Origin of the sequence: Cellvibrio fibrivorans, from assembly GCF_031457055.1 — a bacterium.
In the GTDB taxonomy this organism is placed as follows: domain Bacteria; phylum Pseudomonadota; class Gammaproteobacteria; order Pseudomonadales; family Cellvibrionaceae; genus Cellvibrio; species Cellvibrio fibrivorans.
Genome location: NZ_JAVDVX010000004.1, coordinates 223,024 through 246,278, shown reverse-complemented (window position 1 = coordinate 246,278; position 23,255 = coordinate 223,024). Strand labels below are relative to the sequence as shown.

The following is a 23,255-nucleotide window of genomic DNA, read 5'->3' as shown; positions in this document are numbered from 1 at the left end:
TCCATATAGTGGACAAGACTAGAAAGAGGCGCATTCTGTCACAAATAACAATAATTATCATTAGCGAAAGGTATAAATTCTTAAGTGATATTATTTGACGTGAAGAGGTTGTCACCGGTTGGATATGGTAATGGTGTGGTTGTTGCAGCGTAATAAATCAGCCACAAAATGTAGCAATACCTATTTGCCGGTTGTTTTAGTTAGTAGTATCCGAGGGGATAAGTGTTAGTCTGCTCGAATCCGGTTTTTATAATGAATTCATACAACTAGGAGCAAAACATGAATGTTGAAGTGGGTGGTGTCTTAGGTTTTATTTTGCTGATTTGCGTTGTTTACGCGATTGTAAAAACAGCACAAAGCGGTGCAAGCACGGGAAATAAAGTGATCTGGATTGTGGTGCTTTTGTTGCTGCCATTTCTTGGTTTTATTTTATGGTTCTTGTTTGGCCCCAAGTAAAGAAATGGTTTTGTGGCATGAGTGGAGCTTAGTCTTGAGCTCCACTCATGCTGCGATTTGAAATGCGCTTAGTTAAAAAATCCTTTCTTTAATTCCTCATGCTGTTCGGCTTTTAAGCGTGGACCAAACTGACTCACTACTTTTGCTGCAGCGAAATTGGCAAATTCAGCGGCCGTTTTAAAGTTTTTGCCTTGGCTGAGTGCGTACAAAAATGCTCCGGCAAACATATCGCCTGCGCCATTGGTATCGAGTGGTTTGATCGGTTGTGCGGCCACTTGTGTTAAATGTTCGCCATCAAATACCAACGCACCATCGCCACCACAGGTGATGGCAAATTGTGTGCAATATTTTTTCAGTGCTTCAACAGCTTCTTCAATGGAATGGGTTTGAGTAAAACCGATGGCTTCGTCGCGGTTGCAGAAAATTAAATCCACACCATCGCCAATCATTTCCACTAAACCATCGCGGAAAAACTGCACCATCGCCGGGTCTGATAAGCTCAGTGCAGTTTTGGTGTTGTTCGCTTCGGCGTGTTTGCGCAATTCAATCGCAGCGGCGCGGCCGGTAGTAGAGGTGACTAAATAACCTTCGATATACACGTAATGCGATTGCGCAATTGCCGCTATATCCAGCTCATTGACGGAAAGCGTTTCGCTGATGCCGAGAAATGTGTTCATGGTGCGTTCGGCATCGGGCGTGATCATCACCAAACATTTTCCGGTAATGCCTGCCGGTGGAGTGATATGCGCAGGTGTTGCAACACCGGCGGCGTGAATATCGTTTAAATAAAATGCGCCGTTTTCATCGTTGGCGACTTTGCACGAATAAAAATTATTGCAGCCAAAATAACTGGCGGCGATGATGCTGTTCGCTGCCGAGCCACCGCTTGCGCGATGCGAGGCAACCAGATGGTTTTGCAAGTAATCGATCAGCGCATTTTGGCGCTCTTCATCCACCAGGGTCATCACACCCTTGGCAACGGCCATGGTAGTGAGGTCAGTATCGGTGAGGGTGATTTCGGTATCGACCAAGGCCGCGCCTATGCCATAAATGTGATATTGCTTGCTCATAAGCCGGTATGCCTTTTGATTGGGGGTGATAGTCGGATAACAGGGGGAGTGTGAACTCGCGCGGCATTATGCAAAATTCGCCTCGCCCGATAAAGCAGAAGTGCGTAGATCGCATCCATTCGCATGGATTTTGCCTCGCATTCACCGGGTGTGGCGGTTAAACTGGCGCCCGAATTTTTGCACCTGGTGCATCCCTTCCTTTGCTTCACTCATCACTAAGATTGCCTATGACTAAACGCCGCTCTACTACCCGTCGCACTAAATCATCCGGTTCTGCCCCCCGTCGCGGCTGGGCGTTGGCGCGTATCTGGATTTTTTATAGTCTGCTTTTGGTGGTGGCGTTGATGGGCATCTGGACGCTGTATCTGGATTCAGTAGTGCGCAGCAAATTTGAGGGCAAAAAATGGTCGCTGCCCGCGCGCGTTTATGCGCGGCCGCTGGAGTTGTATCAAGGCCAATCGCTGACACCAGCGCTGTTTGAGCAGGAATTGCGTGCGCTGGGTTATCGTTTTGAAGGCAATGCGAATACACCCGGCCAGGTGTTGAAAAAAGTTAGCGCGGGTTCCAATGAGGTGGTGTACCACATCCACAGTCGCGGCTTTGATTTTTGGGATAAAAAAGAAGTTGCGCGCAAATTTATGCTGCGTGTTAACAACGGTAGCGTGCAGGGCCTGATCGATTTAGCCGGTGCCGATTTGCCGCTGGTGCGTTTGGAACCCGAAGAGATCGGCGGTTTTTATCCGGCCGATAAAGAGGATCGCCTGCTGGTGCGCCTTGCAGATTTGCCACCCTTACTTGGTGAAACTTTATTGGCGGTGGAAGACAAGCATTTTCTTGATCACCACGGCGTATCGCCGCTGGCGATTTTGCGTGCAGCTTGGGTGAACGCCAGCAGTGGTGGTGTAAGGCAGGGCGGCAGCACAATTACGCAGCAGCTGGTGAAGAATTTTTATCTCACCAACGAGCAGAGCATTTTCCGGCGCAAAATTCCGGAAGCGATCATGGCGGTACTGCTGGAGGTGCATTACAGCAAATCGGAAATTCTGGAAACCTACATCAATGAAGTATTTTTAGGTCAGAGCGGCTCGCGTTCGATCAACGGTTTTGCGCTGGGTGCGCAGCATTATTTCCGCCAACCCCTGCGTGAACTGGATACCCATGAATTAGCCTTGCTGGTAGGTTTGGTAAAAGGTGCATCTTATTACAATCCCTGGCGCAATCCTGAACGCGCGAAAGAGCGACGCAATGTGGTATTGGGCGTGATGAAGCAGGAAGGGTTGATTGATGATGCGCAACTCAAGCGTGCACAGGCGGCACCGCTCGGTATTGTGGCCGAAGGTGAATCGCGCTCAACAACCTATCCAGCATTCATGGATTTGGTGAAGCGCCAGTTAAATCAGGATTACAAAGAGAATGATCTGCGCAGCGAAGGCTTGCGCATTTTCACCACGCTCTCGCCCATGGTGCAGCGCCAGGTGGAAAAATCGATGAAGTTCCGTGTAGAGCAGTTGGAGAAACAATTCAAAACCAAAAACGTGCAGGGCAGTATGGTGGTCACCTCAGTGGGCGGCGGTGAAATTCTCGCACTGCTGGGCGACCGCGATCCACGCTTCACCGGATTTAATCGCGCGCTCGATGCAAAACGTCCTATCGGCTCACTATTGAAGCCCTTTGTGTATTTAACCGCACTGGAAATCCCACAGAAATATAATCTTGGGACCATCATCAGCGATGCGCCAGTAAGTTATAAATCCGGCGGCAAATGGTGGGCGCCGCAAAATGCCGACAAAAAAGATCACGGCGATATTCCGCTCTACAAAGGCCTCGCCTATTCCTACAACCAATCCACTGCACGCTTGGGTATGACACTCGGTTTAGGTGCGGTTGCCAAAACCGTAAAGCGCGCGGGCTATCAAGGCGATGTACCGGAACTGCCGGCGATGTTGCTGGGTTCGATCGATATGTCGCCGCTGGAAGTCGCGGGTATGTACCACACCATCGCCGCTGAAGGGGTGTACACACCATTGCATGCGATCCGGGAAGTGCTCACCGCTGATGGCAAACCGCTCAAGCGTTATCCACTTGAGTTGGAGCAGCGCTTCTCCAATGAATCTACCTTTCAGTTGCAATACGCGATGCAGCGCACCTTGCGTGAGGGCACTGGGCGCAGCGCCTACAACCAGATCCCATCGCACATTGACTTGGCCGGCAAAACCGGTACTACCAACGACCAGCGTGATAGCTGGTTCGCCGGGTTCAGCGGTGAACATTTGGCGATTGTGTGGCTCGGGCGCGATGACAACAGCGCAACGCCATTAAGTGGCGCGGGCGGCGCCTTGCAAGTCTGGACGGATTTTATGAAGCAGTTGCCAACCCGCAGTTTGGAGCAGGAACCACCCGCTGGTGTCAGTTTTGACTGGGTCGACGACAAAACCGGCAAGCTCGGCGCCGAGACCTGCGAAGGCTCCGTTTGGTTGCCACTACGTGACGATTTCCGCCCACTCGAATCTGCGGATTGCGATATGGCAGGCAAAAATCCGATCAAGAACCTCTGGCAGAAGCTGGTGAACTGATCTGCGTAAGCCGGTGATCTGGCCGGCTTTCTGTGCGTCAAAAAAATAAACCTCTCAGGTGAATCTGAAGCTCACTAGACTGTGTCTTAGCTTGTGAGTTGGGGGCAATATTGATGTAATCCTGCCCGGATTTTTCCTGAGAGGCTTTTCCCATGACATTATTCCTAAGCTTGCCGCGTCGCTTGATGAGTGCCTTCGGCCTCGCGCTGGTCTGTGCTTTTCCCGTTGCCTACAGTCTGGCCGCTTCTGCGGCAGAACTTGAGGGCACAGTAGTAACCGTCGATGGCTCAGCGCCCGTCCAGGTTCAAGTGGACGCTCCCCAGCCGGCATCCGCTCCGGCCAGCCCTGATGCCATTGCACCTGAACAACCCCCTCAGCCGCCCAGTGCCGAAGATCACGAGCGCTGGAAGCAGGACAATGAACGCTGGAAACGAGACAACGAGCGTTGGGTGCGCGACAACCAAAATTGGGAGCGCGACTGGGAAAAAAACCTTAGTCAAGCCTTTGGTGGCGATCACGAAGATGATGGAGATTTTCACCCGGCGCTATTGATTCCCCTGTTTGCCATCCTGTTTATTTTTGGCGGCCCCATTCTTTTATTAATCTTGATCCTGGTGTTTTTCTTTGGCGCCAAGCGCCGCCGCCAGCAGGATATCAATATGAATATCGACAAGTTGCTTGCTGCGGGACGCGATATTCCCGTCGAATTGTTGCGCGGTGATGAGCCACGGCGCGATGAGCCGGTGGGCAGCCGCGACAAGGGGATTCGCAATATCTTCCTCGGTACTGGCTGGTTGGTTTTCCTGACGATCATGGTGGGTTTTGATATAGGGTCAGCCGGTTTTATCTGGATCGCTCTTGGGGCATCCCAAGTAGTCATCTGGTATCTGAACCGACCTAATGCGAGTGAACAGGCTGGGCAGCAGGACTAACCAGCAATGTCCCTTTCCGATCAGGAATTGATTGCGCGGGTGGTTAGCCGCAAGGATCAGCACGCCTTCGCGCAGCTGGTCTTGCGCTATCAGTCGCCGTTGCGCATCTGGGCAAGACGCCTGTGCAACGGCGACACGCACCTCGCGGACGATCTGGCGCAGGAGGCTTTTATGAAGGCCTATGCTGCGCTGGGCGCGTTTCGTGCAGAAGCCAAGTTTTCCACTTGGCTTTATCGCATTGCATTTAATATCGCCGCCAACCGCTGGCGCGCGAAAAAAATCGAATGGTGTGAACTCGATGAAAATGAAGAGATCGAAGCTGAGCAGTGCAGCGTAAAGCAATATCATGCACAAAAAGATGTTGAGGCCGCTATGCAAACCCTGAGTCCAGGCCAGCAGCTGGCGATTCGGCTATGCTATGAAGATGGTTTCTCCCATGAAGAAGCGGCGACGATTATGGGTATACCGCTCGGAACTGTGAAAACACATATAGCGCGCGGCAAACAAAAACTGCAAACTTTATTGGCATCCTGGCAGGATGCGTTACCCCAGTGAAACTTTTGTTAAATAACACTTTTGTTAAATGAAACTGTGGTTAAACGAGGTCGCTCTATGAACGACAAGAATTTTGATGATTTCCTGCGGCTGCAGCTGCAAGGCTCCAGCCCTTATCTCGATGATGGCGATTTCAGCGCGCGCGTATTGGCAAGCTTACCCGCGCCCAAACGCTTGAATCCCTGGTTGGAAAAACTGATTGTGCTTTTGCCGGTCACTCTGATTGCGGTGTTAGTGCTGCGCCAATTTTCCGTGCGCGAGCTGGTCCAGCCTGCCTATGGTTGGGTGCTCACGCTGGACATGCACAGCCTTGTGATACTTGGTGTGGTCATGGCCGCACTCCTGTTAATTGCGCCGGTGCTATTGATCTTCAAACCAAAGTCCCTGTTTTAGCGGTATCGCGCACAGTTATTTGCACATTCAGAAAAATGTTTGCATAAAAAAACGCCTAATTACCATTGGTAATTAGGCGTTTTTTTTTAAGCGTCATAAGTGCTGATAAGTAAATTCACTCAGGCGTTTAAGGCGCTAAATTCCTTATCGCGTTTGCGCATTCTATGAGCGACTGCTATACCAAAATGACTATTAAAACACTGCGTTTATTGAGGCAAGGCTAATGCTCCGCTTGACCATCGCTAAAAAATTAATGCTGCTGGTAACCATTGCGCTCTTGGGATTTGTGATTAGCCAGGGTTATTCCATGTGGGTTGAACGCGCTAACAGCGGGCGATTGGCAGATGTTGAACAGCGTATTTATCCAACCCTGGAATTAACCACGATCAATTTAGGTTCGCTCTTGCTGATGGAACAGCAAATTAACAGTTCGGTAACCACGGGAGATGAACAAGTACTGGCTGATGCCGATAAACACTATCAGGAAATCCGCAAAAATCTGGAAAAGTTATCCAGCCTCAGCGCTGATCTTTCAGTGCAAGTAAAAGATATAGATGCACAGTTGCAAGATTGGTACACCACGGCAATACGCATCGCCAAAAGTTTTATTGCGGGCACTGTGGATCTTAATCAAATCGGCGCAGAGGCGGCAGCCAATGCCGATAAATTAAAAGCGTTGCGAAAATCTTTATCCAGCATGAAAACCGAAACCGCTAAGCGGTTCAACGAATCAATTAGTGAAACGGTGGATTCTTCCAAAAGTGCAGCGCGTATTATTTTAATTATTTCAATTTGTTCGGTAGTGGCGCTGTTAGTGGTGAGTTCGATTATCAGCCGCTCAATTACCTCCAGTATTAATGAAGTGACTGAATCGTTAAAAGAAATGGCCTCAGGTGCGGGCGATTTAACCAAGCGAATTCATTACCCTGGGCACGATGAAATTCGTTATCTGGTGAAATATTTCAATGCGTTTGTTGAAAAATTACATGGGTCTTTTGCCAATGTCAGCCAGGATGTGGGTGGTCTCACCAAAGTAGCAGCGCGTTTAACGAACTCCAGCAGTCAAAATTTAGGCCGCATCAATGAGCAGGCCACCGCAATTTCCAGTATGCGTACATCAATTGAAGACTTGATGAAAATGGTGAGTGAGATTGCCGAGTTTGCAGGCAATGCATCGCACCAGGCGCAGGATGCCAGCAGTGCTGCCGCACGTGGAAAAGAAACTCTCGCAGCCAATGTATCCACTATCAGCACTCTGGCAGAAGAGGTGCGCAGTGCGGCGGGTGTAGTGAATCGCTTTGAAGAATTTTCATCCGATGTGGGGCAATTGCTTAACACCATTCAAAATGTTGCAGAGCAAACCAATTTGCTTGCACTCAATGCAGCGATTGAAGCAGCGCGCGCGGGGGAGCATGGGCGTGGTTTTGCAGTAGTCGCTGATGAGGTGCGCGGCCTTGCGGTGCGCACTCGCCAAGCCACAGAAGAAATCCATAAAGTGATTAGCGAGTTGCGCTCAGTATCAGCGAGTGCAGTGACTGCAATGCAGGGCAGTGTTGAGCGTGCAAATCGCGGGGTTGAAGCAACGGTCGCATCGGGCGAAGTGCTCAATTCTATTTTGAATAATGTGGAAACCATCAGCAGTATTAATGAGCGTATCGCTGCGGCCACACACGAGCAAACGGTGACATTTTCGCATGTGTCTGAACACGTGAACGGAATTTATAAGAGCACACAATTGGTTACCAGTAGCACCAATGAGCTGAATGAAATCAGCCACGATATTGGTCACATCAGTCAGGAGCTGCGCAAAGTCGCCAGCCAATTCCGTGTTTAGTTTCTTTGGTTAATCGTCGTATTTAATCGTTGCGTTTAATTTTTCAGTCGTTTTAGCGCCGCATGGCAGCGTTAACTATGTATTCAGGGAGTTCAAGCACAGGCAGTGCTAAACATTAGGAGTGACACGCACATGAAAAAAATGAATTCAATACGCAAAAAACACAGTCTTGCTTTGATCATTGCACTTTGTATGGCGGCGCCGTTAACACAGGCGGGCGATCTTAACTTATCGGGATTTTTATCGGTTGGCGGCGGCATGATCGATGACGAAGACAGCTCCGGTTATGGTGGTTACGATGAAGAGGATCTAACGTTTGATAAAAACCTTTTAGGCTTGCAGGTGACCGGGCAAGTCAGTGAAAAAATAACCGCGACTGCACAGCTGATTGCGCGCAGTGAAACAGATTATGAAGTGAACGCAGAATGGGCATATTTGACGTGGCAGGCATCTGATTCCATCAAGGTGCGTGCAGGTCGGTTGCGCACTCCATTTTATATGTACTCTGATTTTCTTGATGTGGGTTATGCCTATTCCTGGATTACTCCGCCGCGTGAAGTTTATTACTTACCCTTTAATAATGTGGATGGCATTGATTTTTATGTGACCCAAACCTTGGGAATATTTGATACCAGCTTCCAGGCTTACTTCGGTAGTTTTGATGATGAGCTGACATTGGGTGGTGCACCTTCCGAAGCCAAAACGCGCAATCAAATGGGGGTGGCGGGCACCTTGGGTAAAGATTGGTGGACCTTGCGTGCGGCCTATCACCAAGCGGAATTAACTGTTGATGTGAGCGGTATTCCCATTAGCCCCACAACTACCATGGGAGGATTTGCAACGGCCTTGACTGCACTTGGCTATCCCGACAATGCAGCGCGTTTGTTAGTGGAAGAGGATGATGCTGTCTTCACTGAATTTGGGCTCAATATTGATACAGGGCGATTTGTTGCCGCGGCAGAATATGTGGAATTTGATCCGGGCGATGCGGTGTTCTCCAAAAATATTCGCCAATATGTGATGGCGGGTGTGCGTGCAGGAAGCTGGCTGGTTCATGTGACCGGCTCGCAGGCGAAAGACGAAGCGACCCACCCTGAAGCCGGCATTCCCGCAAATCAGACGATTCCGGTGTTTGGTAACACGAATGTGGTGATTGGGACATTGCAGGCAATCGCGCAATCACAAGTCACCGAACGCGATGTGCTATCACTCGGGGTTCGTTGGGATGTTGCATCCAGTACCGCTCTCAAGTTTCAGGTCGATGACGTTGATAACAAAACGGCAGGTGATCAAAAGGTTTTCTCTGTCGCCTTGCAAACCGTGTTTTAGGGGGATGCCATCATGAAAAAAAGTATTCGTTCGCTGGCAGCAACCTTAACACTCGGTATTGCCAGTTTTGCCTGGGCTGAAGTAGCAGTAATTGTGCATCCGTCGGCCGGTTTTGATTCGCTCACTGAAGACGATGTCGCGCGCTTATTTCTCGGTAAAAGTAAAAGCTTCCCCGCTGGTGCGCAGGCGGTACCGGTCAACCAAAATGAAGGTTCAGCCGCGCGCGATAAATTCAACGAATCTATTTGTAAGAAAAATGCCAGCCAGTACAAGGCCTATTGGTCGCAACTGGTGTTTACCGGTAAAGGCACTCCACCCAAAGATGCTGGTGATGATGCCGCAGTGAAAACCTTGATCGCCGCCAATCCCAATATGATTGGCTATGTCGATGCCGGAGCGGTAGATGCGACTGTAAAGGTGGTATTCAAAATACCTTGACTGTGGGCTGGTGAACGGTTGATAACGATGATATTCACCACTGGTTAACAAGACCCCGTATCAAGCGGGGCCTTGTTAGTCGTCTAAAATGTATACCCAAACACATTTTTGGCACTGAAATATGCATGCGAGAACCAGTTGTGCGACAATTTAGATTGCATATGAAAATATGATATATGCGACAAGACTATATCTAAGTCGGTCAAATAGTTAACGCCTGCGCTTTTCCCCATTTTAATAATAACTTCAATCCTCCATGCCCTCATCGCCGCGCTATGAACCTCGCTGTGGCTGAGTTTGCGTGGAAACTATTTGTACCTTGGATAAGAGGTTGCACGCAGTTGCACCCTATAAAACCACTACAGCACTCTGGATGTTTGAACATGAAATGGTTTCTGATCTTCGTTGGTTGTGTATTTAGCATGGCAGCCTCCGCCACCTTAACTGACGGTATTAAAGCGTTTAAGAAACAAAAATACGATATCGCGCTGGCAGAGTTCCGCCAGTTGGCATCGGTGGGAAATGCGGAGGCGAGATACTATCTGGGGCTTATGCAAAAGGACGGTTTGGGGATGCCCAAGGATGCCGGTCGGGCAATGGCCTGGTTTAAAAAATCTGCCAGCCAGGGCTACATCGATTCGAGTTACCAGATTGGCAAGATGTACCTTGCGGGTGAAGGCGTTGAGCAGGATACAGACGCTGCCATCGAGTGGTTGAGCAAAGCGGCTGAACAGGGCTCATTCGCAGCGCAATATGAATTGGCTCTCGTGTACTACCAGGGCAAGCTGCACGAAAAAGACATCACCAAAGCTGTTGAATGGTTTAAGGCTGCCGCCGCTAATGGCAATCTCGATGCGCAATATGAACTCGCCAATATTTTGTACAAAGGTGATGGTGTTCAACAGGACATTGATGCCGCGTTAGGATGGTATCGCAAAGCAGCGGATGCAGGTCACCTCGATGCTAAATACACCCTTGCGTATTTTTATCTGAATGGCCAGATATTAGCGCAGAATTATCCCCTCTCTTTTTCCCTGTTTAATGAAGTCGCCCAAACGGGCAATCGCAACGCGCAATACATGTTGGGTTACATGTATGACCAGGGCATGGGTGTTGATAAAAATATTTCAGCGGCATTCGAGTGGTATCTAAAGGCGGCTAACCAGGGTTATGACGAGGCCCAATTAATTGTTGGTTACATGTATTTCACTGGCAAAGGCGCAAAAAAAGACTCCGCTGTAGCAGAAGACTGGCTACAAAAAGCGGTCGCCCAAGGTAATGCCAAAGCAAAAAAAATGCTCGATGAAATGCGTGCAACTATAAAGCAGTGAGAGTGAAGTGAAGGTTCGATAAAAAACCATCGCATAAAAATTCATAAGCGAATCCTGAAAGCGGTTTATTTTCGATTGGCTGATTGATGTTGTTTGAAATGTGTTGTGGAAAATTGTGGCTAACTTTAGGAGAGGTTATTGATGAGTTTAATTAACAAAATACACAAAAAACATGGCATCGCGCTTGCCATGGCGAGCGTGATGTTTGCGCCTCTTGCGCAAGCGTCCGATGTGGGCATCTCCGGCTTTTTGTCGGTTGGTGGTGGCATGGTCGATGATGAAACCAGCGTTAGCTACGATGGTTATAGCGAAGAGGATTTAACCTTTGATCGCAACCTGTTGGGTTTGCAGGTGACCGGCAAGGTGAGTGAGCGAATTACCGCAACTGCCCAGTTGCTCGCACGCAGTGAAAATGACTACCAGGTGGATGCCGAATGGGCTTACCTCACCTGGCAGGCATCTGACAACGGCAAGGTGCGCGCTGGCCGTCTGCGCACCCCGTTGTACATGTATTCAGACTTCCTGGATGTGGGCTATTCCTATCCCTGGATTAGTGCACCCAACGAGGTGTACTACTTGCCGTTTAATAGTGTTGATGGCATCGACTATTACCTGACGGCAGCCCTGGGGAGTTTCGATACCAGCTTCCAGGCCTATTTCGGCAGCTTTGATTCCGATTTCAGTTTTGAAGATGGTACCCAGGGCAACGCCAGCCTGCGCAACCAAATGGGTGTTGCTGTTACTTTTGGCAAAGATTGGTGGAACTTCCGTGCCGCTTATCACCAGTCTGATCTGACCGTGGACGTATTTAGCCCGACATTGGATGGTTTTGTAGCGCAACTGGAGGCTGATACAAATTTCGCCTATCTGGCACCCCGCATCACTATCGATGACGATCAGGGCACCTTTGCACAGATAGGTCTCAATATCGACACGGGTATGTTTGTTGCGGCAGCAGAGCACGTAGAGTTTGAAGTCAAGGAAACCATGTTGGCTAAAAACGTGCGCGACTACGTAATGGTTGGCCTGCGCTTTGGGGATTTCCTGTTCCATGTGACTGGCTCCAAAGCGGATGATGAAATTGCCGCGCTTTCGGCTGGTATACCCGCCAGTGCCCAAACAGCACAGTTGATTGGCACTCTCGATGCCATCGCCGCTGCGCGCAATGTTGAGCGTGACGTTATCAGTCTTGGTACCCGCTGGGATGTTGCCTCAGGTACTGCGCTCAAGTTGCAGCTCGATGATGTTGATGATGTAAGAGGCGAGCAGAAAGTGTTGTCTGTTGCCTTACAAGCCGTGTTTTAAGGAGAGTTGCTACTATGAAAACTGTATTCAAATCATTGGCAGCCAGCCTTGTACTTAGCTTATCCAGCTTCTGCTTTGCCGAAGTCGCCGTTATTGTGCACCCATCAGCAGGTTTTGATTCCCTAACTGAAGATGATGTATCACGCTTGTTCCTTGGCAAAAGCAAAAGCTTCCCCTCGGGTGGCCAAGCTGTGCCGGTGAATCAAAATGAAGGCTCGGCGGCGCGCGATAAATTCAATGAAGCTGTATGCAAGAAAAACGCTAGCCAGTACAAAGCGTACTGGTCGCAGTTAGTCTTCACCGGCAAGGGTACGCCACCCAAAGACGCGGGTGACGATGCCGCAGTAAAAGCACTGGTTGCTGCTAACCCCAATATGATCGGGTATGTGGACGCCAGTGCAGTTGATGCCAGCGTGAAAGTGGTCTTCAAGCTGCCTTAATCTTTACTGGTAAACCCGTTGTACATAATGCCCGCCGCGTGCGGGCATTTTTTATCCGTCACAAAAATCCCTTAAGCTGATGTAATTAGGCTAAAATGCGCGCCTTTTTTACCCACTTATCCTTATTGCTCTTTAATCTATCCCTTTTTAGTCGCACAGTCGCAGAGAAAATACCCGTGATCTCCACCGCCAACATCACCATGCAATTTGGTGCAAAACCGCTTTTTGAAAACGTTTCGGTCAAATTCAACAACAGCAACCGCTATGGTTTGATCGGCGCTAACGGCTGCGGTAAATCCACCTTTATGAAAATCCTCGGTGGCGATCTCGAACCCTCTGCCGGCCAGGTGATGCTCGAACCCAACGTTCGTTTGGGTAAATTGAAGCAGGATCAATTCGCCTACGAAGAGTTTTCCGTAGTCGATACCGTGATCATGGGCCATACCGAACTCTGGGCGGTGAAGGCTGAGCGCGACCGCATTTATGCCTTGCCGGATATGAGCGAAGACGACGGCATGCGCGTCGCCGAATTGGAAGTGGCGTTTGCGGAGATGGATGGTTATACCGCTGAATCCCGTGCGGGCGAATTATTACTCGGCTTGGATATTCCTATCGAACAACATTTTGGCCCGATGAGCGCCGTTGCTCCAGGTTGGAAATTGCGTGTGTTATTGGCGCAAGCATTGTTTGCTGATCCCGATGTGTTGCTACTCGACGAACCAACCAACAACCTCGATATCAACACCATTCGCTGGTTGGAAGGCATGCTCACCCAGCGCAACAGCACCATCATTATCATCTCGCATGACCGCCACTTTTTGAATTCCGTGTGCACCCACATGGCGGACCTGGATTACGGCGAGCTGCGCGTTTATCCGGGCAACTACGACGACTATATGATGGCGTCTGAGCAGGCGCGCGAAAAATTATTAAACGAAAATGCGAAAAAGAAAGCGCAAATTGCCGAGCTACAAACGTTCGTAAGCCGCTTCTCTGCTAACGCCTCCAAAGCCAAGCAGGCCACCTCGCGCGCAAAACAAATTGATAAAATCCAGTTGGATGACATCAAGCCATCGAGCCGCGTCAGCCCCTACATTCGCTTCACCCAAAACAAAAAATTGCACCGTCAAGCGGTAACCCTGGATGGTGTCAGCAAGGGTTACGACCGTCCACTATTCACTGATTTAAATATGCAGGTAGAAGCGGGTGAGCGTATCGCGATTATCGGCCCGAACGGCGCCGGTAAAACCACATTACTGCGCTGTTTGTATGGCGACTTACAACCTGACGCGGGCACAGTGAAATGGGCGGAGCAGGCGGAAATAGGTTATTTCGCGCAAGATCATGCTGCTGATTTTGCCGATAATGCAATTGTGTTTGATTGGATGAAACAGTGGACCAAAGGCGACGAGCAATTAGTGCGCAGTGCCTTGGGTCGCATGCTTTTTTCCAACGATGAAGTAAAGAAAAATGTAAAAGTATTATCCGGCGGTGAAAAAGGCCGCATGTTGTTTGGCAAACTCAGCCTGATAAACCCCAACGTATTGTTGATGGATGAACCCACCAACCACTTGGATATGGAATCGATTGAGGCCTTAAACCTCGCGCTGGAAAATTATCCCGGCACGTTGATTTTCGTCAGCCATGACCGCGAATTTGTTTCGTCACTGGCCACCAGAATTATTGATATGCAACCGACAGGCTTGATCGATTTCCACGGTAACTATGAAGATTATTTGCGCAGCCAAGGTATTTACACTATGTAATATTTGCTCGCGCAATGGTTCGATTAAAGCCCGCAACATGCGGGCTTTTTTTTGAGTGCGTTAACGTACAGACGAAAAAAATAGTTTTTTATATTGTGATGACGTCTTTTAAATTAATGGAGTTATCACTATGAACAAAAATTTATTAGCCATTTTATGTGTCAGTGCATTGTCAACCGCTGCTGTTGCGCAAGAAGACAGGGCGTCAGGCAATGGCTGGCAATATAGTCCCGAGTTTTCCATTGGTGGCGGTTACGGTTTGACCAAGTTGAAAGATGGCGATTTTGATGAAGAGGAAGCGGCGAAAAAAGCCTTCGCCGTTTTTAAAATAAACGAATTTATTGGTATTGAAGCAGCCTACATCGATTTTGACGAATCCGGTAATGAAGCGTTTGATATTGATATCAAAGGTAAAACGCTAGATTTGATTCTTGAGTTGCCGATTTCGCAAAGCTTTTCAATCTATGCGAAAGGCGGGCAAATGTGGTGGGATGCAGACACGAATATCGATACATCCGAATTCATTACCAGTAGCGATTCAGATGGTGATGAGACATTCTGGGGGGTCGGCACCAAGTTTCGTCTAGCCGAACATTTGGATTTGCGTGTTGAGTATGAGCGTTTTAATTTCGAAATCTCACGTGATGAAATCAACGTTCTGCAGCCGGATGATATTGATATGGATGTTGACTATGCCAGTGTGAGTTTGCAGTTCACGTTCTAATCTGTGCACGTAGAAAACTGAATGGATGATGTTCAGTTAGAAAAATCCCGCATTTATGGAAATAAATGCGGGATTTTTTTGGCGCTTATAATCCTAAGCGTTGCCGCTATTGTTATATCAATTTCCCGCAGCGCGTATGGGTTCGTCGATGGAGTGTTGACGCAGTGATTGTTTCGCTACTTGATTTGATTTGTGTTTCAGCAAATAAACCAATCCGGCTGCAACAACTAAAAGCACGAGCCCCACGAGCGGGCGATAAAAAATCCACGCAATACTGATCGTAGTTAACGCCGAAATAATTCCCAATAAAAAACTGACAATGCCTGTGCCTATCGCAACGATATTGCCAAATAGCGTAGCAATATCTGCCAGTACCGATAAGGGTTTGAAAATCATATTGAATGCAATTATCAGCAATAGGCTGCCTGCCAATCTAATCATCCAGGTCAAAGTTGCATTGTCGCTTTTGGCTTTTTCAAACATGGCATCTGCGGTATGCATGCCCGCTTGCAATAAGGCAATTGAACGTCCATTACTAGCGATATGTTCCGTGAGCGTTGTCCCCACGAGATCGCCGATCACACTATAGGTTTGTGCGGGAATATAACTAAATGAGATTTGTTGGTCGCCAATCTTGGGTTGCCGCTCATCCTTCCCGTAATAAAAGCCATCGCTGTTTTGCGCCACACCTTTTGGTAATTCAATGTTGCGTGGGATTACCAGGGTTTGAAAATTATTGATCTTATTTTTATGGGTTTCCGATAATTGGTATTGGCCAATACTAATCTGATCAGCTGTCCAAAGCTCAGATTGGTAACGCCATTTTTCCGGGTTTTGGTGGCCGGTAGGTTTTTTAAAAGCGGATGAGTCGATGTATTTTTCGGACCACACTTTTTCATAGCTATAAGTGGTGATGGTTTCCGTATCGCCACCCATATTTTTTTTCTCTTCGCTGTGCGATGTTTCTTCCCACTGATAGGTTTCCACTTTTCGCTGCAATTTCAATGCTTGCACACTCACAGGCAAGAGATTGTCGCTGAGTGTTTGTGTGCTAGTGGCTTCACCGGTTAGATGCACCAACTTGCCATTCATCTGCGGCGCTGCCTCCTGCGCATTAATGGAAACAACCAGACCCTGCGACTCCACCAGTGCTTTGTGAGTTTTGACTGCACGCCCTTCATTCCAGAACAGCAGGCATACACCAATAACAATAAACAGGATGCCGAACAGCAACCCTTTAATTGATGATCCAATTCGGCTAAACCAGGATGTGTGAGTTATTTCGGTAAATCTATCGCCCATGATGTTCTCCTTGCTTTCGTTATTATTAAGACTGGTTAACGGCTGCGTATTGTTAACAGCTTGATTGGCTTCAGGCAATTATTTTTCTTTTCTGGCGTAATTTCCCTGGCTTAATTTTCCCTTAAGTTTCTTTCCCTAATCTACATCCTAAGAAATCCCAAATCCGAGGATGCAGTATGAAAGATCTGTCCGCTACCCTACCTGAAGCCTCCATAGCTAGCTGGCATATGCCGCGCCTGCCGCAGATCCGCATTCCCCGTTTTGGGTTGCATACTCCCAGCTCACCTGAACGTGCAGTGGTTGAAGCTTATATTCACGACCGCTTTGCCGGCGTGCATCACGCCGAGGTTACTCATTTTCTGCCCAACCTTATCAGCCTGCGCTGCGGCGGTGAATATTCAGCGGCCGTGGGCTTGGCGCCCGCCGGTAACGGCAAGGTGTTTGCTGAACAATATTTGAATGCGCCGGTTGAACAGGTAATTAGCGAAAAACTCAGCATGCAAGTCGCACGCGATCAAATTATTGAAGTCGGCAATTTAGTGTCCACCTGGAAAGGCAGCAGCTTATTACTGTTTATAGTGATTGGTGAAGTGATGGAGCGCCTGGGTTATAACTATGTGATGTTTACGGGCACTCGCGAAGTCAAAGCGCTGCTCGCACGCTTGCGTTATTCACCCATCGTGCTGGCCGAAGCTGACCCCGCGAGATTGCCCGATGGTGGCGCCAGCTGGGGCAGCTATTACACCAACAATCCACAAGTCATGTTTGGTGATAACCGCCCGGCGATGGCCGCCGCACGCAAAAACCCAATGTATCGCGCAACCGTTGCTGCTATCAGCCGTCCGATTGAAAAAATCTGTGCGCAACTGCGTGCGGCCAACCAATTAACAGCGCTGGACACTGCACATTCTACGGAGCTGAATGATGAATAAAATTCTTGCCGCTATTTACCAGCACGCTAGTAGCACACCAGAAAAAATTGCGCTAACGGGCCAGACAACACAGCTCACTTATGCACAACTCGCTGCGCAGATTGATGAGTTGGCAACCTGGTTGAGCACACAGAATATTGGTCGCGCCGGTTTATGGGGCGAGAATTCCATCGAGTGGGTTGTTGCCGACCTCGCTGCTTGGAAAGCCGGCATAACCTTAGTGCCGCTGCCACGCTTTTTTTCTCGCACACAATTGCAACATGTGATTGCACAAGCGCAATTACCTTGCCTGTTAGTGTGTGGCGATATAGAGCAAATAACCGACATCAGCGAACGAAAAAATTCACCGCTTGCGTCAATTTATCTCGATCAACTAAATGTAACTGATACCACGGCGGCAATTACGTCGGTTGCCAAAATCACTTTTACTTCAGGCACAACGGGAACGCCCAAGGGTGTGTGTTTATCCACCTCCGCACTGGAAAACGTCACGCTGGCTCTGGCTGAAAGAATCTACTCCGGAATAAACACCAGCGACCTAAACACCCATCTAAATTTATTACCCTTAAGTACATTGCTGGAAAATGTCGCAGGCGTTTATGTTCCACTTTATCTCGGCAAACGCGTTGTCGTCTTGCCCGGTGCTGCACTGGGTTTGACCGGCAGCTCGCAATTATCCTTGCCAACTCTTTTACAAACGCTGCATCAATACCAGCCAAATAGTCTGATTGTGTTGCCGCAAATTTTGCAGGGTTTTGTTGCCGCGAGTGCACAGGGTTTTGGTTTACCTGCATCGCTGTGGTTTATTGCAGTAGGCGGTGCGCGCACACCGGTAGTACTAATTGAACAAGCGCGCGCAGTGAAAATCCCTGTGTATGAAGGTTATGGTTTGTCAGAATGCGCGTCGGTGGTGAGTTTGAATTCGCCCGTTGCAGACAAGATTGGCAGCGTGGGTAAAGCGCTGAATCATGTCGATATAAAAATTGATAATGGTGTAATTAAAGTGCGTGGCAATGTGTTTAACGGCTATCTCGGTCAAGCTGCGCAGACGCGAGACGAATGGCTGGACACAGGGGACTTGGGCTACATCGATGGCGAAGGATTTGTTTTTATCACCGGACGCCAAAAAAATCTGTTGATCAGCAGTTTCGGGCGCAATATCTCTCCCGAATGGATCGAAGCGGAATTGTCGCTGTGCAGGTCAATCGCACAGGTAATGGTGATTGGTGATTCACAACCTTTTTGCAGCGCGATAATCGTGCCCGCCTCCGTAGAAATTATTGCTGAGCAAATTGCGCAAGATATCCGCCGCATTAATCAACACTTGCCGGATTACGCGCGCGTGCAAAAATTTATTGTCGCCGCTGACCCCTTTACACCAGCCAACCAATTGCTTACCGACAATGGCCGTTTGCGCCGTGCAGCCATTCTTGGCCAGTACCTGAATGCGATTGCGGCAATTTATTCCGACACCACTACTCAGCCATCCTCTTCACAACAACCCTCAGGAGTTGTTTATGACATTTTTTGAACGCTTGCAAAACGAAACACAAGCTGAGCGCAATTATTTGTTAAGCGCTCCGATTATTCAACGTTGCATTGGCCTTGGCCAATTTAGCCTGGATGAATACCGCGAATTTCTAACCCAGGCTTATCACCATGTAAAACATACAGTTCCGTTATTGATGGCAGTAGGTAGCCGTTTGCCATCAGAAAAAGAACATTATCGCGAAGCCATTGCGGAATATATTGAAGAAGAGTTGGGTCATCAGGAGTGGATCTTAAATGATATCGCTGCCTGTGATGCAGACAAAGAAGCCGTGCGCAATGGCCGCCCCAATGCAGCGACGGAATTGATGGTCGCTTACGCTTACGACACCGTAATGCGCAACAACCCTATGGCCTTTTTTGGCATGGTGTTTGTGCTTGAAGGTACCAGCATTAATTTGGCAAGTCAGGCAGCCGATATTATCCAGAAGCATTTAGGTTTGCCGAACAAAGCTTTCTCCTATTTGCGTTCACACGGCAGCCTGGATTTGGAGCACATGGTGTTTTTTGAGAAATTAATGAACGGCCTGACTGAGCAAAAAGATCAGGAGGATATAGTTCATGCTGCAAAAATGTTTTTCACTCTCTACGGCAATATTTTCCGGTCGATTGAGCAGCAAACCATTGCACAAGCAGCATGATGAAAACGCCACTCGTACAGAGGAGCACACAATGAAACTCAAAGGTAAGCTCATTTTATTGACTGGTGCCAGCGGCGGCATAGGGCAAGCAATTGCACGGCGACTGGCAGCTCAGGGCGCGCGCCTGATTTTGGTAGGCCGATCAACACAGCAGCTGAATGCACTTGCGCGTGAATTACATGTACTGGTAAATGAAGGCTTTGTACTGCAAGCCGATATTACCAGCCGCAGCGGGCGCGACACCATCCGCACCGCGTTGCTCGCGCTTCAAGAACCCTTGGATGCGTTAATTAATTGTGCAGGAGTCAATTTATTTGGTCTGCTGGAAGATAACGATCCGGAAGCCATTGAACAGTTAATCAATACCAACGTTACCGCAACTATTTTGTTAACCCAGTTGGCGCTGCCTTTTTTAAATAAAGATTCCGGGCGCATCGTTAATATTGGTTCCAGTTTCGGCGGTTTGGGTTACCCCGGGTTTAGCGCTTACTGCGCAAGTAAATTTGCACTGCGCGGCTTTAGCGAAGCACTGCGGCGCGAATTAAGCGACAGTCAAATTCAAGTTGCACATCTGGCACCACGCGCCACAAACACCAATCTCAATAGCGATGCGGTTTATGCAATGAATCGCGAATTGGGAACAGCAATGGATGAGCCGGAAGTAGTCGCTGCGCAGGTGGAATTCATGTTGTCGGCCAAACGCATGCATGACCGCAACATCGGTTGGCCCGAGCGACTTTTTTTGCGCATTAATAGTCTATTTCCGCGCGTTATCGATAACGCCTTGCGCAGCCAATTACCCATTATCCGCCGCCATGCACAACCTGTATCGGCTTCTGCAACCGCAGACAATAACATTTCCATTCATTTATCCTGAAGGTACCACCATGAAAAATTCAACGATGAGAACTTTCTTTAAAACAATCACTTTACTGAAAGTCACCACACTGAAATTCATTGCACTCGCGGCACTCTCTTGTCTCGCATTAACTGGTTATGCCGAAGAGGCTGCCGATATCCAGAAATTGCAAACGCGCTGGGCGGAAATTAAATATCAAACCCCGGAAGCCGAGCAGGAAAAAGCATTTGCCAGTCTGGTTGTGGAAGCGGAACAGTTGCGCGCTGCCAATACCCGTGCGCCCTATTTGATCTGGGAGGCGATTATCCGCTCGACTTATGCTGGCGCTAAAGGTGGTTTGGGTGCGTTAGATCAGGTTAAGCAAGCAAAAAAATTACTGGAGCAAGCAATTAAAATGGACCCTGCGGCGATGAATGGCTCGGCCTATACCAGCCTCGGCTCGCTCTATTATCAAGTTCCGGGTTGGCCAGTGGGTTTTGGCGACCATAAAAAAGCCAAAGAATTATTGTTAAAAGGCTTGAGCTATAATCCTGATGGCATAGACTCCAATTACTTTTACGGCGATTATCTGTTGGAACAGAAAGATTATAAGAAGGCAATTGCCGCGTTTGAAAAAGCACTTAAGGCCGCACCTCGCCCGGGGCGTGAATCTGCTGATGCGGGGCGCAAAGGTGAAATTGCCGCAGCCATGGCCAAAGCGAAAAAACATTTATGATGGATTAATAAATCAATGCAAATATTGTTAGTCGAAGATGATGAACTGCTCGCGGAAGGTATAGTCAGTGCTTTATCGCGAGCAGGTTTTGCAGTGAATTGGTTGTCCACCGGCAAAGCAGCCTGTACGCAGGTGGTGGCAGAGCCGCCGGATATTATGTTGCTCGACCTCGGTTTGCCCGATATAGATGGCATCGAAGTTTTAAAAGTCGTGCGGCAAAAAAAATTGCCCACACAAGTGCTCATCCTCACCGCGCGCGATAGCACAAACGCCAAAGTCATTGGTCTGGATTCCGGTGCCGATGACTATCTCACCAAACCTTTTGAACTGGATGAATTACTTGCACGCTTGCGTGTTTTGGAGCGCCGTCTGGGTAACTCGTCATCATCACTAATTAATATTGGCCCGCTGAGTTTAAATACGGCACATCATGAAGTCTTGTTAGATGGCGCTGCGCTCGTGCTATCACGACGCGAATATATGTTGTTAAAAGCGCTGGTTGAACATGCCGGAGTTATCCAAACCCGCGAAGGACTGGAGGCAAAGTTGTATTCCTGGGGCGATGAAGTTGCCAGCAATGCAATTGAAGTTCACATCCACAATTTGCGCAAAAAATTACCCCCTAATTTTATTCGTACCCTACGCGGTATTGGCTATATGGTGCCGCGCCAATGAAATCCATTCGTGGATTTTTAGTCATAGTGTTATTAGCGATAGTCACACTCGCTAATTTTGCAGCGGCGTTGCGCGGTTATTTAGGCAGTATGGATGAAGCTGAACGTTTGTTTAACCAACGAATGCTGCAGCAAGTGGATTTATTAAATTACACCTTTCCGCAATGGCGCGAACAAACTAGCGCGCGTGCGGATGTTTTACTCTTTCCTGCACGCACCTCAGACGCAGAAGCTTCATTGGAATTTCAATGGGTCACTCAGGATGGAAAATTGTTGGCGCGATCAGCCGCCATGCCTGAGCAAGTAGTAGTGCCTTTGGTGGAAGGTTTTCGTTTTGTTAATTTTCATCACTATCGCTGGCATGTATTGGTAGCACCCAGCGCAGATCAAAAAAGTTGGTTTATTGTCGCGGAGCGCGCCGACCAGCGTTACCGATTGGCAGAGTCGATGATTTTACAGGCCGTTTACCCTATGGTGTTGGCTATTCCAATTATTGGCCTGATTATCTGGTGGGTACTCGGCGTCGGATTAAAACCCGTGACAAATTTAGCGCGCGAACTACGTCAGCGCGAAGCAACGGATTTGCGCTCGCTCGACCAGCAGGATATGCCCGCAGAACTTGTGCAGCTGGCACAATCGGCCAATGATTTATTGCGCCGCCTCGATGCTTCCTTTGCGCGCGAGAAACGTTTCTCGGGCGATGCAGCGCACGAGTTACGCACACCTATAGCCGCGTTAAAAATCCACTGTGAAAACTTACTTCATGAATTGCAACCGGAGCCAGCATCGGTAATAAAGTTAAAGCAGGGAATCGAGAGGATGAGTTATTTGGTTGAGCAAATTTTATTGCTCAACCGCACCGCCCCTGATCATTTTATGGGAACCTTTGAAGCGGTTAATTTAACCCAATTGGCAAAACAGGCGATTGTTGAGCAGAGTGATACGCTGGAATTAAAACACCATCATATAGAATTCAATGGCGATGAATGTTGGGTTTCCGGTGACCGCGCTGCATTGGCCAGCCTGTTGAATAATTTATTGGGCAATGCGATTAAATATACCCCCGATGGGGGACGAATTGCTATCAATACCTGGTTGCGTGGTCGGGATGTAGTGCTGGAGGTAATGGATAATGGACCGGGCATTCCCGATGGCGAACGCGAGCGGGTGTTTGATCGCTTTTATCGCTTGGGTGGTGATCGCCACAACTCAAAAACACCTGGTTGTGGGTTAGGCTTATCCATTGTGCGCCAGGTTGTCGATCTACATGCTGCCCATATTGCCTTAACGCAGTCGCGCTACGGTCAAGGTTTGCTGGTGATGGTAACCTTTGTTGCCAGCGCTGTAACAGATGCCGATGCAAAAAAAGCGAATCATAATAAATCACTTGATCACAAGGCCGCGACCAATGAAACCAATAATTAACTGCATAGCATTC

22 protein-coding genes are annotated in these 23,255 nt (G+C 48.6%); 20 read left to right on the top strand and 2 right to left on the bottom strand.

Annotated features, from left to right (window positions below; all coding sequences use genetic code 11):
• Positions 1 to 279 precede the first annotated feature (279 nt).
• Positions 280 to 456, top strand: coding sequence for a PLDc N-terminal domain-containing protein (locus J2X05_RS12365; RefSeq protein WP_310072872.1), 177 nt, complete (start codon positions 280 to 282; stop codon positions 454 to 456).
• A gap of 68 nt (positions 457 to 524) precedes the next feature.
• Here the strand turns inward: J2X05_RS12365 and J2X05_RS12360 are convergent, their stop codons facing one another.
• On the bottom strand, positions 525 to 1,526 hold the full coding sequence (locus J2X05_RS12360) for an adenosine kinase (protein ID WP_310072869.1): 1,002 nt from the start codon (positions 1,524 to 1,526) through the stop codon (positions 525 to 527).
• Between the two features lie 227 nt (positions 1,527 to 1,753).
• Here J2X05_RS12360 and mrcB point away from each other — a divergent pair, with 227 nt between their 5' ends.
• From mrcB to J2X05_RS12300, 12 genes are all read left to right on the top strand, one after another.
• On the top strand, positions 1,754 to 4,099 hold the full coding sequence (gene mrcB / locus J2X05_RS12355) for a penicillin-binding protein 1B (protein WP_310072867.1): 2,346 nt from the start codon (positions 1,754 to 1,756) through the stop codon (positions 4,097 to 4,099).
• Positions 4,100 to 4,251: 152 nt separating this feature from the next.
• Positions 4,252 to 5,031 carry a DUF6249 domain-containing protein gene (locus J2X05_RS12350; protein WP_310072866.1) on the top strand — a complete coding sequence of 260 codons (780 nt, stop codon included), beginning with the start codon at positions 4,252 to 4,254 and terminating at the stop codon, positions 5,029 to 5,031.
• 6 nt (positions 5,032 to 5,037) lie between these two features.
• Positions 5,038 to 5,586: an RNA polymerase sigma factor gene (locus J2X05_RS12345; RefSeq protein ID WP_310072865.1), complete on the top strand. Its 549-nt coding sequence runs from the start codon at positions 5,038 to 5,040 to the stop codon at positions 5,584 to 5,586.
• A 57-nt stretch (positions 5,587 to 5,643) separates the two neighbouring features.
• Positions 5,644 to 5,979, top strand: coding sequence for a hypothetical protein (locus J2X05_RS12340; protein WP_310072863.1), 336 nt, complete (start codon positions 5,644 to 5,646; stop codon positions 5,977 to 5,979).
• Between the two features lie 223 nt (positions 5,980 to 6,202).
• Complete coding sequence (locus J2X05_RS12335; protein WP_310072861.1) at positions 6,203 to 7,813, top strand: methyl-accepting chemotaxis protein; 1,611 nt, start codon at positions 6,203 to 6,205, stop codon at positions 7,811 to 7,813.
• Positions 7,814 to 7,945: 132 nt separating this feature from the next.
• A complete protein-coding gene (locus J2X05_RS12330) occupies positions 7,946 to 9,142 on the top strand; it encodes a DNA topoisomerase IV (RefSeq protein WP_310072859.1) in 1,197 nt (398 codons plus the stop codon).
• A gap of 12 nt (positions 9,143 to 9,154) precedes the next feature.
• Positions 9,155 to 9,580, top strand: a complete 426-nt coding sequence (locus J2X05_RS12325) for a type 2 periplasmic-binding domain-containing protein (protein ID WP_310072857.1) — start codon at positions 9,155 to 9,157, stop codon at positions 9,578 to 9,580.
• A gap of 383 nt (positions 9,581 to 9,963) precedes the next feature.
• Positions 9,964 to 10,911 carry a tetratricopeptide repeat protein gene (locus J2X05_RS12320; protein ID WP_310072855.1) on the top strand — a complete coding sequence of 316 codons (948 nt, stop codon included), beginning with the start codon at positions 9,964 to 9,966 and terminating at the stop codon, positions 10,909 to 10,911.
• Positions 10,912 to 11,052: 141 nt separating this feature from the next.
• Complete coding sequence (locus tag J2X05_RS12315) at positions 11,053 to 12,216, top strand: DNA topoisomerase IV (protein ID WP_310072854.1); 1,164 nt, start codon at positions 11,053 to 11,055, stop codon at positions 12,214 to 12,216.
• A 14-nt stretch (positions 12,217 to 12,230) separates the two neighbouring features.
• Complete coding sequence (locus J2X05_RS12310) at positions 12,231 to 12,656, top strand: type 2 periplasmic-binding domain-containing protein (protein WP_310072853.1); 426 nt, start codon at positions 12,231 to 12,233, stop codon at positions 12,654 to 12,656.
• Between the two features lie 176 nt (positions 12,657 to 12,832).
• Positions 12,833 to 14,422 carry an ABC-F family ATPase gene (locus J2X05_RS12305; protein ID WP_310072852.1) on the top strand — a complete coding sequence of 530 codons (1,590 nt, stop codon included), beginning with the start codon at positions 12,833 to 12,835 and terminating at the stop codon, positions 14,420 to 14,422.
• A 130-nt stretch (positions 14,423 to 14,552) separates the two neighbouring features.
• A complete protein-coding gene (locus tag J2X05_RS12300) occupies positions 14,553 to 15,146 on the top strand; it encodes a porin family protein (RefSeq protein ID WP_310072850.1) in 594 nt (197 codons plus the stop codon).
• Positions 15,147 to 15,263: 117 nt separating this feature from the next.
• On the opposite strand, the gene J2X05_RS12295 is transcribed toward J2X05_RS12300, so the two are convergent.
• On the bottom strand, positions 15,264 to 16,448 hold the full coding sequence (locus tag J2X05_RS12295) for a TMEM43 family protein (RefSeq protein ID WP_310072849.1): 1,185 nt from the start codon (positions 16,446 to 16,448) through the stop codon (positions 15,264 to 15,266).
• A gap of 176 nt (positions 16,449 to 16,624) precedes the next feature.
• Between J2X05_RS12295 and J2X05_RS12290 the strand changes: the two genes are divergently transcribed.
• Genes J2X05_RS12290 through J2X05_RS12260 form a run of 7 tightly spaced genes read left to right on the top strand, consistent with a single transcriptional unit; the run spans position 16,625 to position 23,242 of the window.
• Entirely contained in the window at positions 16,625 to 17,380 is a 756-nt protein-coding gene (locus J2X05_RS12290; protein WP_310072847.1) for a thermostable hemolysin, read from the top strand.
• A complete protein-coding gene (locus J2X05_RS12285; RefSeq protein ID WP_310072845.1) occupies positions 17,370 to 18,911 on the top strand; it encodes an AMP-binding protein in 1,542 nt (513 codons plus the stop codon). Before J2X05_RS12290 ends, J2X05_RS12285 begins: the two co-directional genes overlap by 11 nt.
• Entirely contained in the window at positions 18,898 to 19,569 is a 672-nt protein-coding gene (locus J2X05_RS12280) for an iron-containing redox enzyme family protein (RefSeq protein ID WP_310072843.1), read from the top strand. Before J2X05_RS12285 ends, J2X05_RS12280 begins: the two co-directional genes overlap by 14 nt.
• A 31-nt stretch (positions 19,570 to 19,600) precedes the next feature.
• Positions 19,601 to 20,446 carry an SDR family oxidoreductase gene (locus tag J2X05_RS12275; RefSeq protein ID WP_310072841.1) on the top strand — a complete coding sequence of 282 codons (846 nt, stop codon included), beginning with the start codon at positions 19,601 to 19,603 and terminating at the stop codon, positions 20,444 to 20,446.
• Positions 20,447 to 20,456: 10 nt separating this feature from the next.
• Entirely contained in the window at positions 20,457 to 21,143 is a 687-nt protein-coding gene (locus tag J2X05_RS12270) for a tetratricopeptide repeat protein (protein ID WP_310072840.1), read from the top strand.
• Positions 21,144 to 21,158: 15 nt separating this feature from the next.
• Entirely contained in the window at positions 21,159 to 21,818 is a 660-nt protein-coding gene (locus tag J2X05_RS12265; protein ID WP_310072838.1) for a response regulator, read from the top strand.
• Positions 21,815 to 23,242 (top strand): ATP-binding protein, encoded by a 1,428-nt coding sequence (locus tag J2X05_RS12260; protein ID WP_310072836.1) that lies wholly within the window; start codon positions 21,815 to 21,817, stop codon positions 23,240 to 23,242. The genes J2X05_RS12265 and J2X05_RS12260 overlap by 4 nt, the downstream gene beginning before the upstream one ends.
• The last annotated feature ends 13 nt before the right edge of the window (positions 23,243 to 23,255 follow it).

What these genes read in the sequence shown, in the direction of transcription:
- J2X05_RS12365 (WP_310072872.1), top strand. Translation starts at nt 280, where the DNA reads ATGAATGTTGAAGTGGGTGGTGTCTTAGGTTTTATTTTGCTGATTTGC.
- J2X05_RS12360 (WP_310072869.1), bottom strand. Translation starts at nt 1,526, where the DNA reads ATGAGCAAGCAATATCACATTTATGGCATAGGCGCGGCCTTGGTCGAT.
- mrcB (WP_310072867.1), top strand. Translation starts at nt 1,754, where the DNA reads ATGACTAAACGCCGCTCTACTACCCGTCGCACTAAATCATCCGGTTCT.
- J2X05_RS12350 (WP_310072866.1), top strand. Translation starts at nt 4,252, where the DNA reads ATGACATTATTCCTAAGCTTGCCGCGTCGCTTGATGAGTGCCTTCGGC.
- J2X05_RS12345 (WP_310072865.1), top strand. Translation starts at nt 5,038, where the DNA reads ATGTCCCTTTCCGATCAGGAATTGATTGCGCGGGTGGTTAGCCGCAAG.
- J2X05_RS12340 (WP_310072863.1), top strand. Translation starts at nt 5,644, where the DNA reads ATGAACGACAAGAATTTTGATGATTTCCTGCGGCTGCAGCTGCAAGGC.
- J2X05_RS12335 (WP_310072861.1), top strand. Translation starts at nt 6,203, where the DNA reads ATGCTCCGCTTGACCATCGCTAAAAAATTAATGCTGCTGGTAACCATT.
- J2X05_RS12330 (WP_310072859.1), top strand. Translation starts at nt 7,946, where the DNA reads ATGAAAAAAATGAATTCAATACGCAAAAAACACAGTCTTGCTTTGATC.
- J2X05_RS12325 (WP_310072857.1), top strand. Translation starts at nt 9,155, where the DNA reads ATGAAAAAAAGTATTCGTTCGCTGGCAGCAACCTTAACACTCGGTATT.
- J2X05_RS12320 (WP_310072855.1), top strand. Translation starts at nt 9,964, where the DNA reads ATGAAATGGTTTCTGATCTTCGTTGGTTGTGTATTTAGCATGGCAGCC.
- J2X05_RS12315 (WP_310072854.1), top strand. Translation starts at nt 11,053, where the DNA reads ATGAGTTTAATTAACAAAATACACAAAAAACATGGCATCGCGCTTGCC.
- J2X05_RS12310 (WP_310072853.1), top strand. Translation starts at nt 12,231, where the DNA reads ATGAAAACTGTATTCAAATCATTGGCAGCCAGCCTTGTACTTAGCTTA.
- J2X05_RS12300 (WP_310072850.1), top strand. Translation starts at nt 14,553, where the DNA reads ATGAACAAAAATTTATTAGCCATTTTATGTGTCAGTGCATTGTCAACC.
- J2X05_RS12295 (WP_310072849.1), bottom strand. Translation starts at nt 16,448, where the DNA reads ATGGGCGATAGATTTACCGAAATAACTCACACATCCTGGTTTAGCCGA.
- J2X05_RS12290 (WP_310072847.1), top strand. Translation starts at nt 16,625, where the DNA reads ATGAAAGATCTGTCCGCTACCCTACCTGAAGCCTCCATAGCTAGCTGG.
- J2X05_RS12285 (WP_310072845.1), top strand. Translation starts at nt 17,370, where the DNA reads ATGATGAATAAAATTCTTGCCGCTATTTACCAGCACGCTAGTAGCACA.
- J2X05_RS12280 (WP_310072843.1), top strand. Translation starts at nt 18,898, where the DNA reads ATGACATTTTTTGAACGCTTGCAAAACGAAACACAAGCTGAGCGCAAT.
- J2X05_RS12275 (WP_310072841.1), top strand. Translation starts at nt 19,601, where the DNA reads ATGAAACTCAAAGGTAAGCTCATTTTATTGACTGGTGCCAGCGGCGGC.
- J2X05_RS12270 (WP_310072840.1), top strand. Translation starts at nt 20,457, where the DNA reads ATGAAAAATTCAACGATGAGAACTTTCTTTAAAACAATCACTTTACTG.
- J2X05_RS12265 (WP_310072838.1), top strand. Translation starts at nt 21,159, where the DNA reads ATGCAAATATTGTTAGTCGAAGATGATGAACTGCTCGCGGAAGGTATA.
- J2X05_RS12260 (WP_310072836.1), top strand. Translation starts at nt 21,815, where the DNA reads ATGAAATCCATTCGTGGATTTTTAGTCATAGTGTTATTAGCGATAGTC.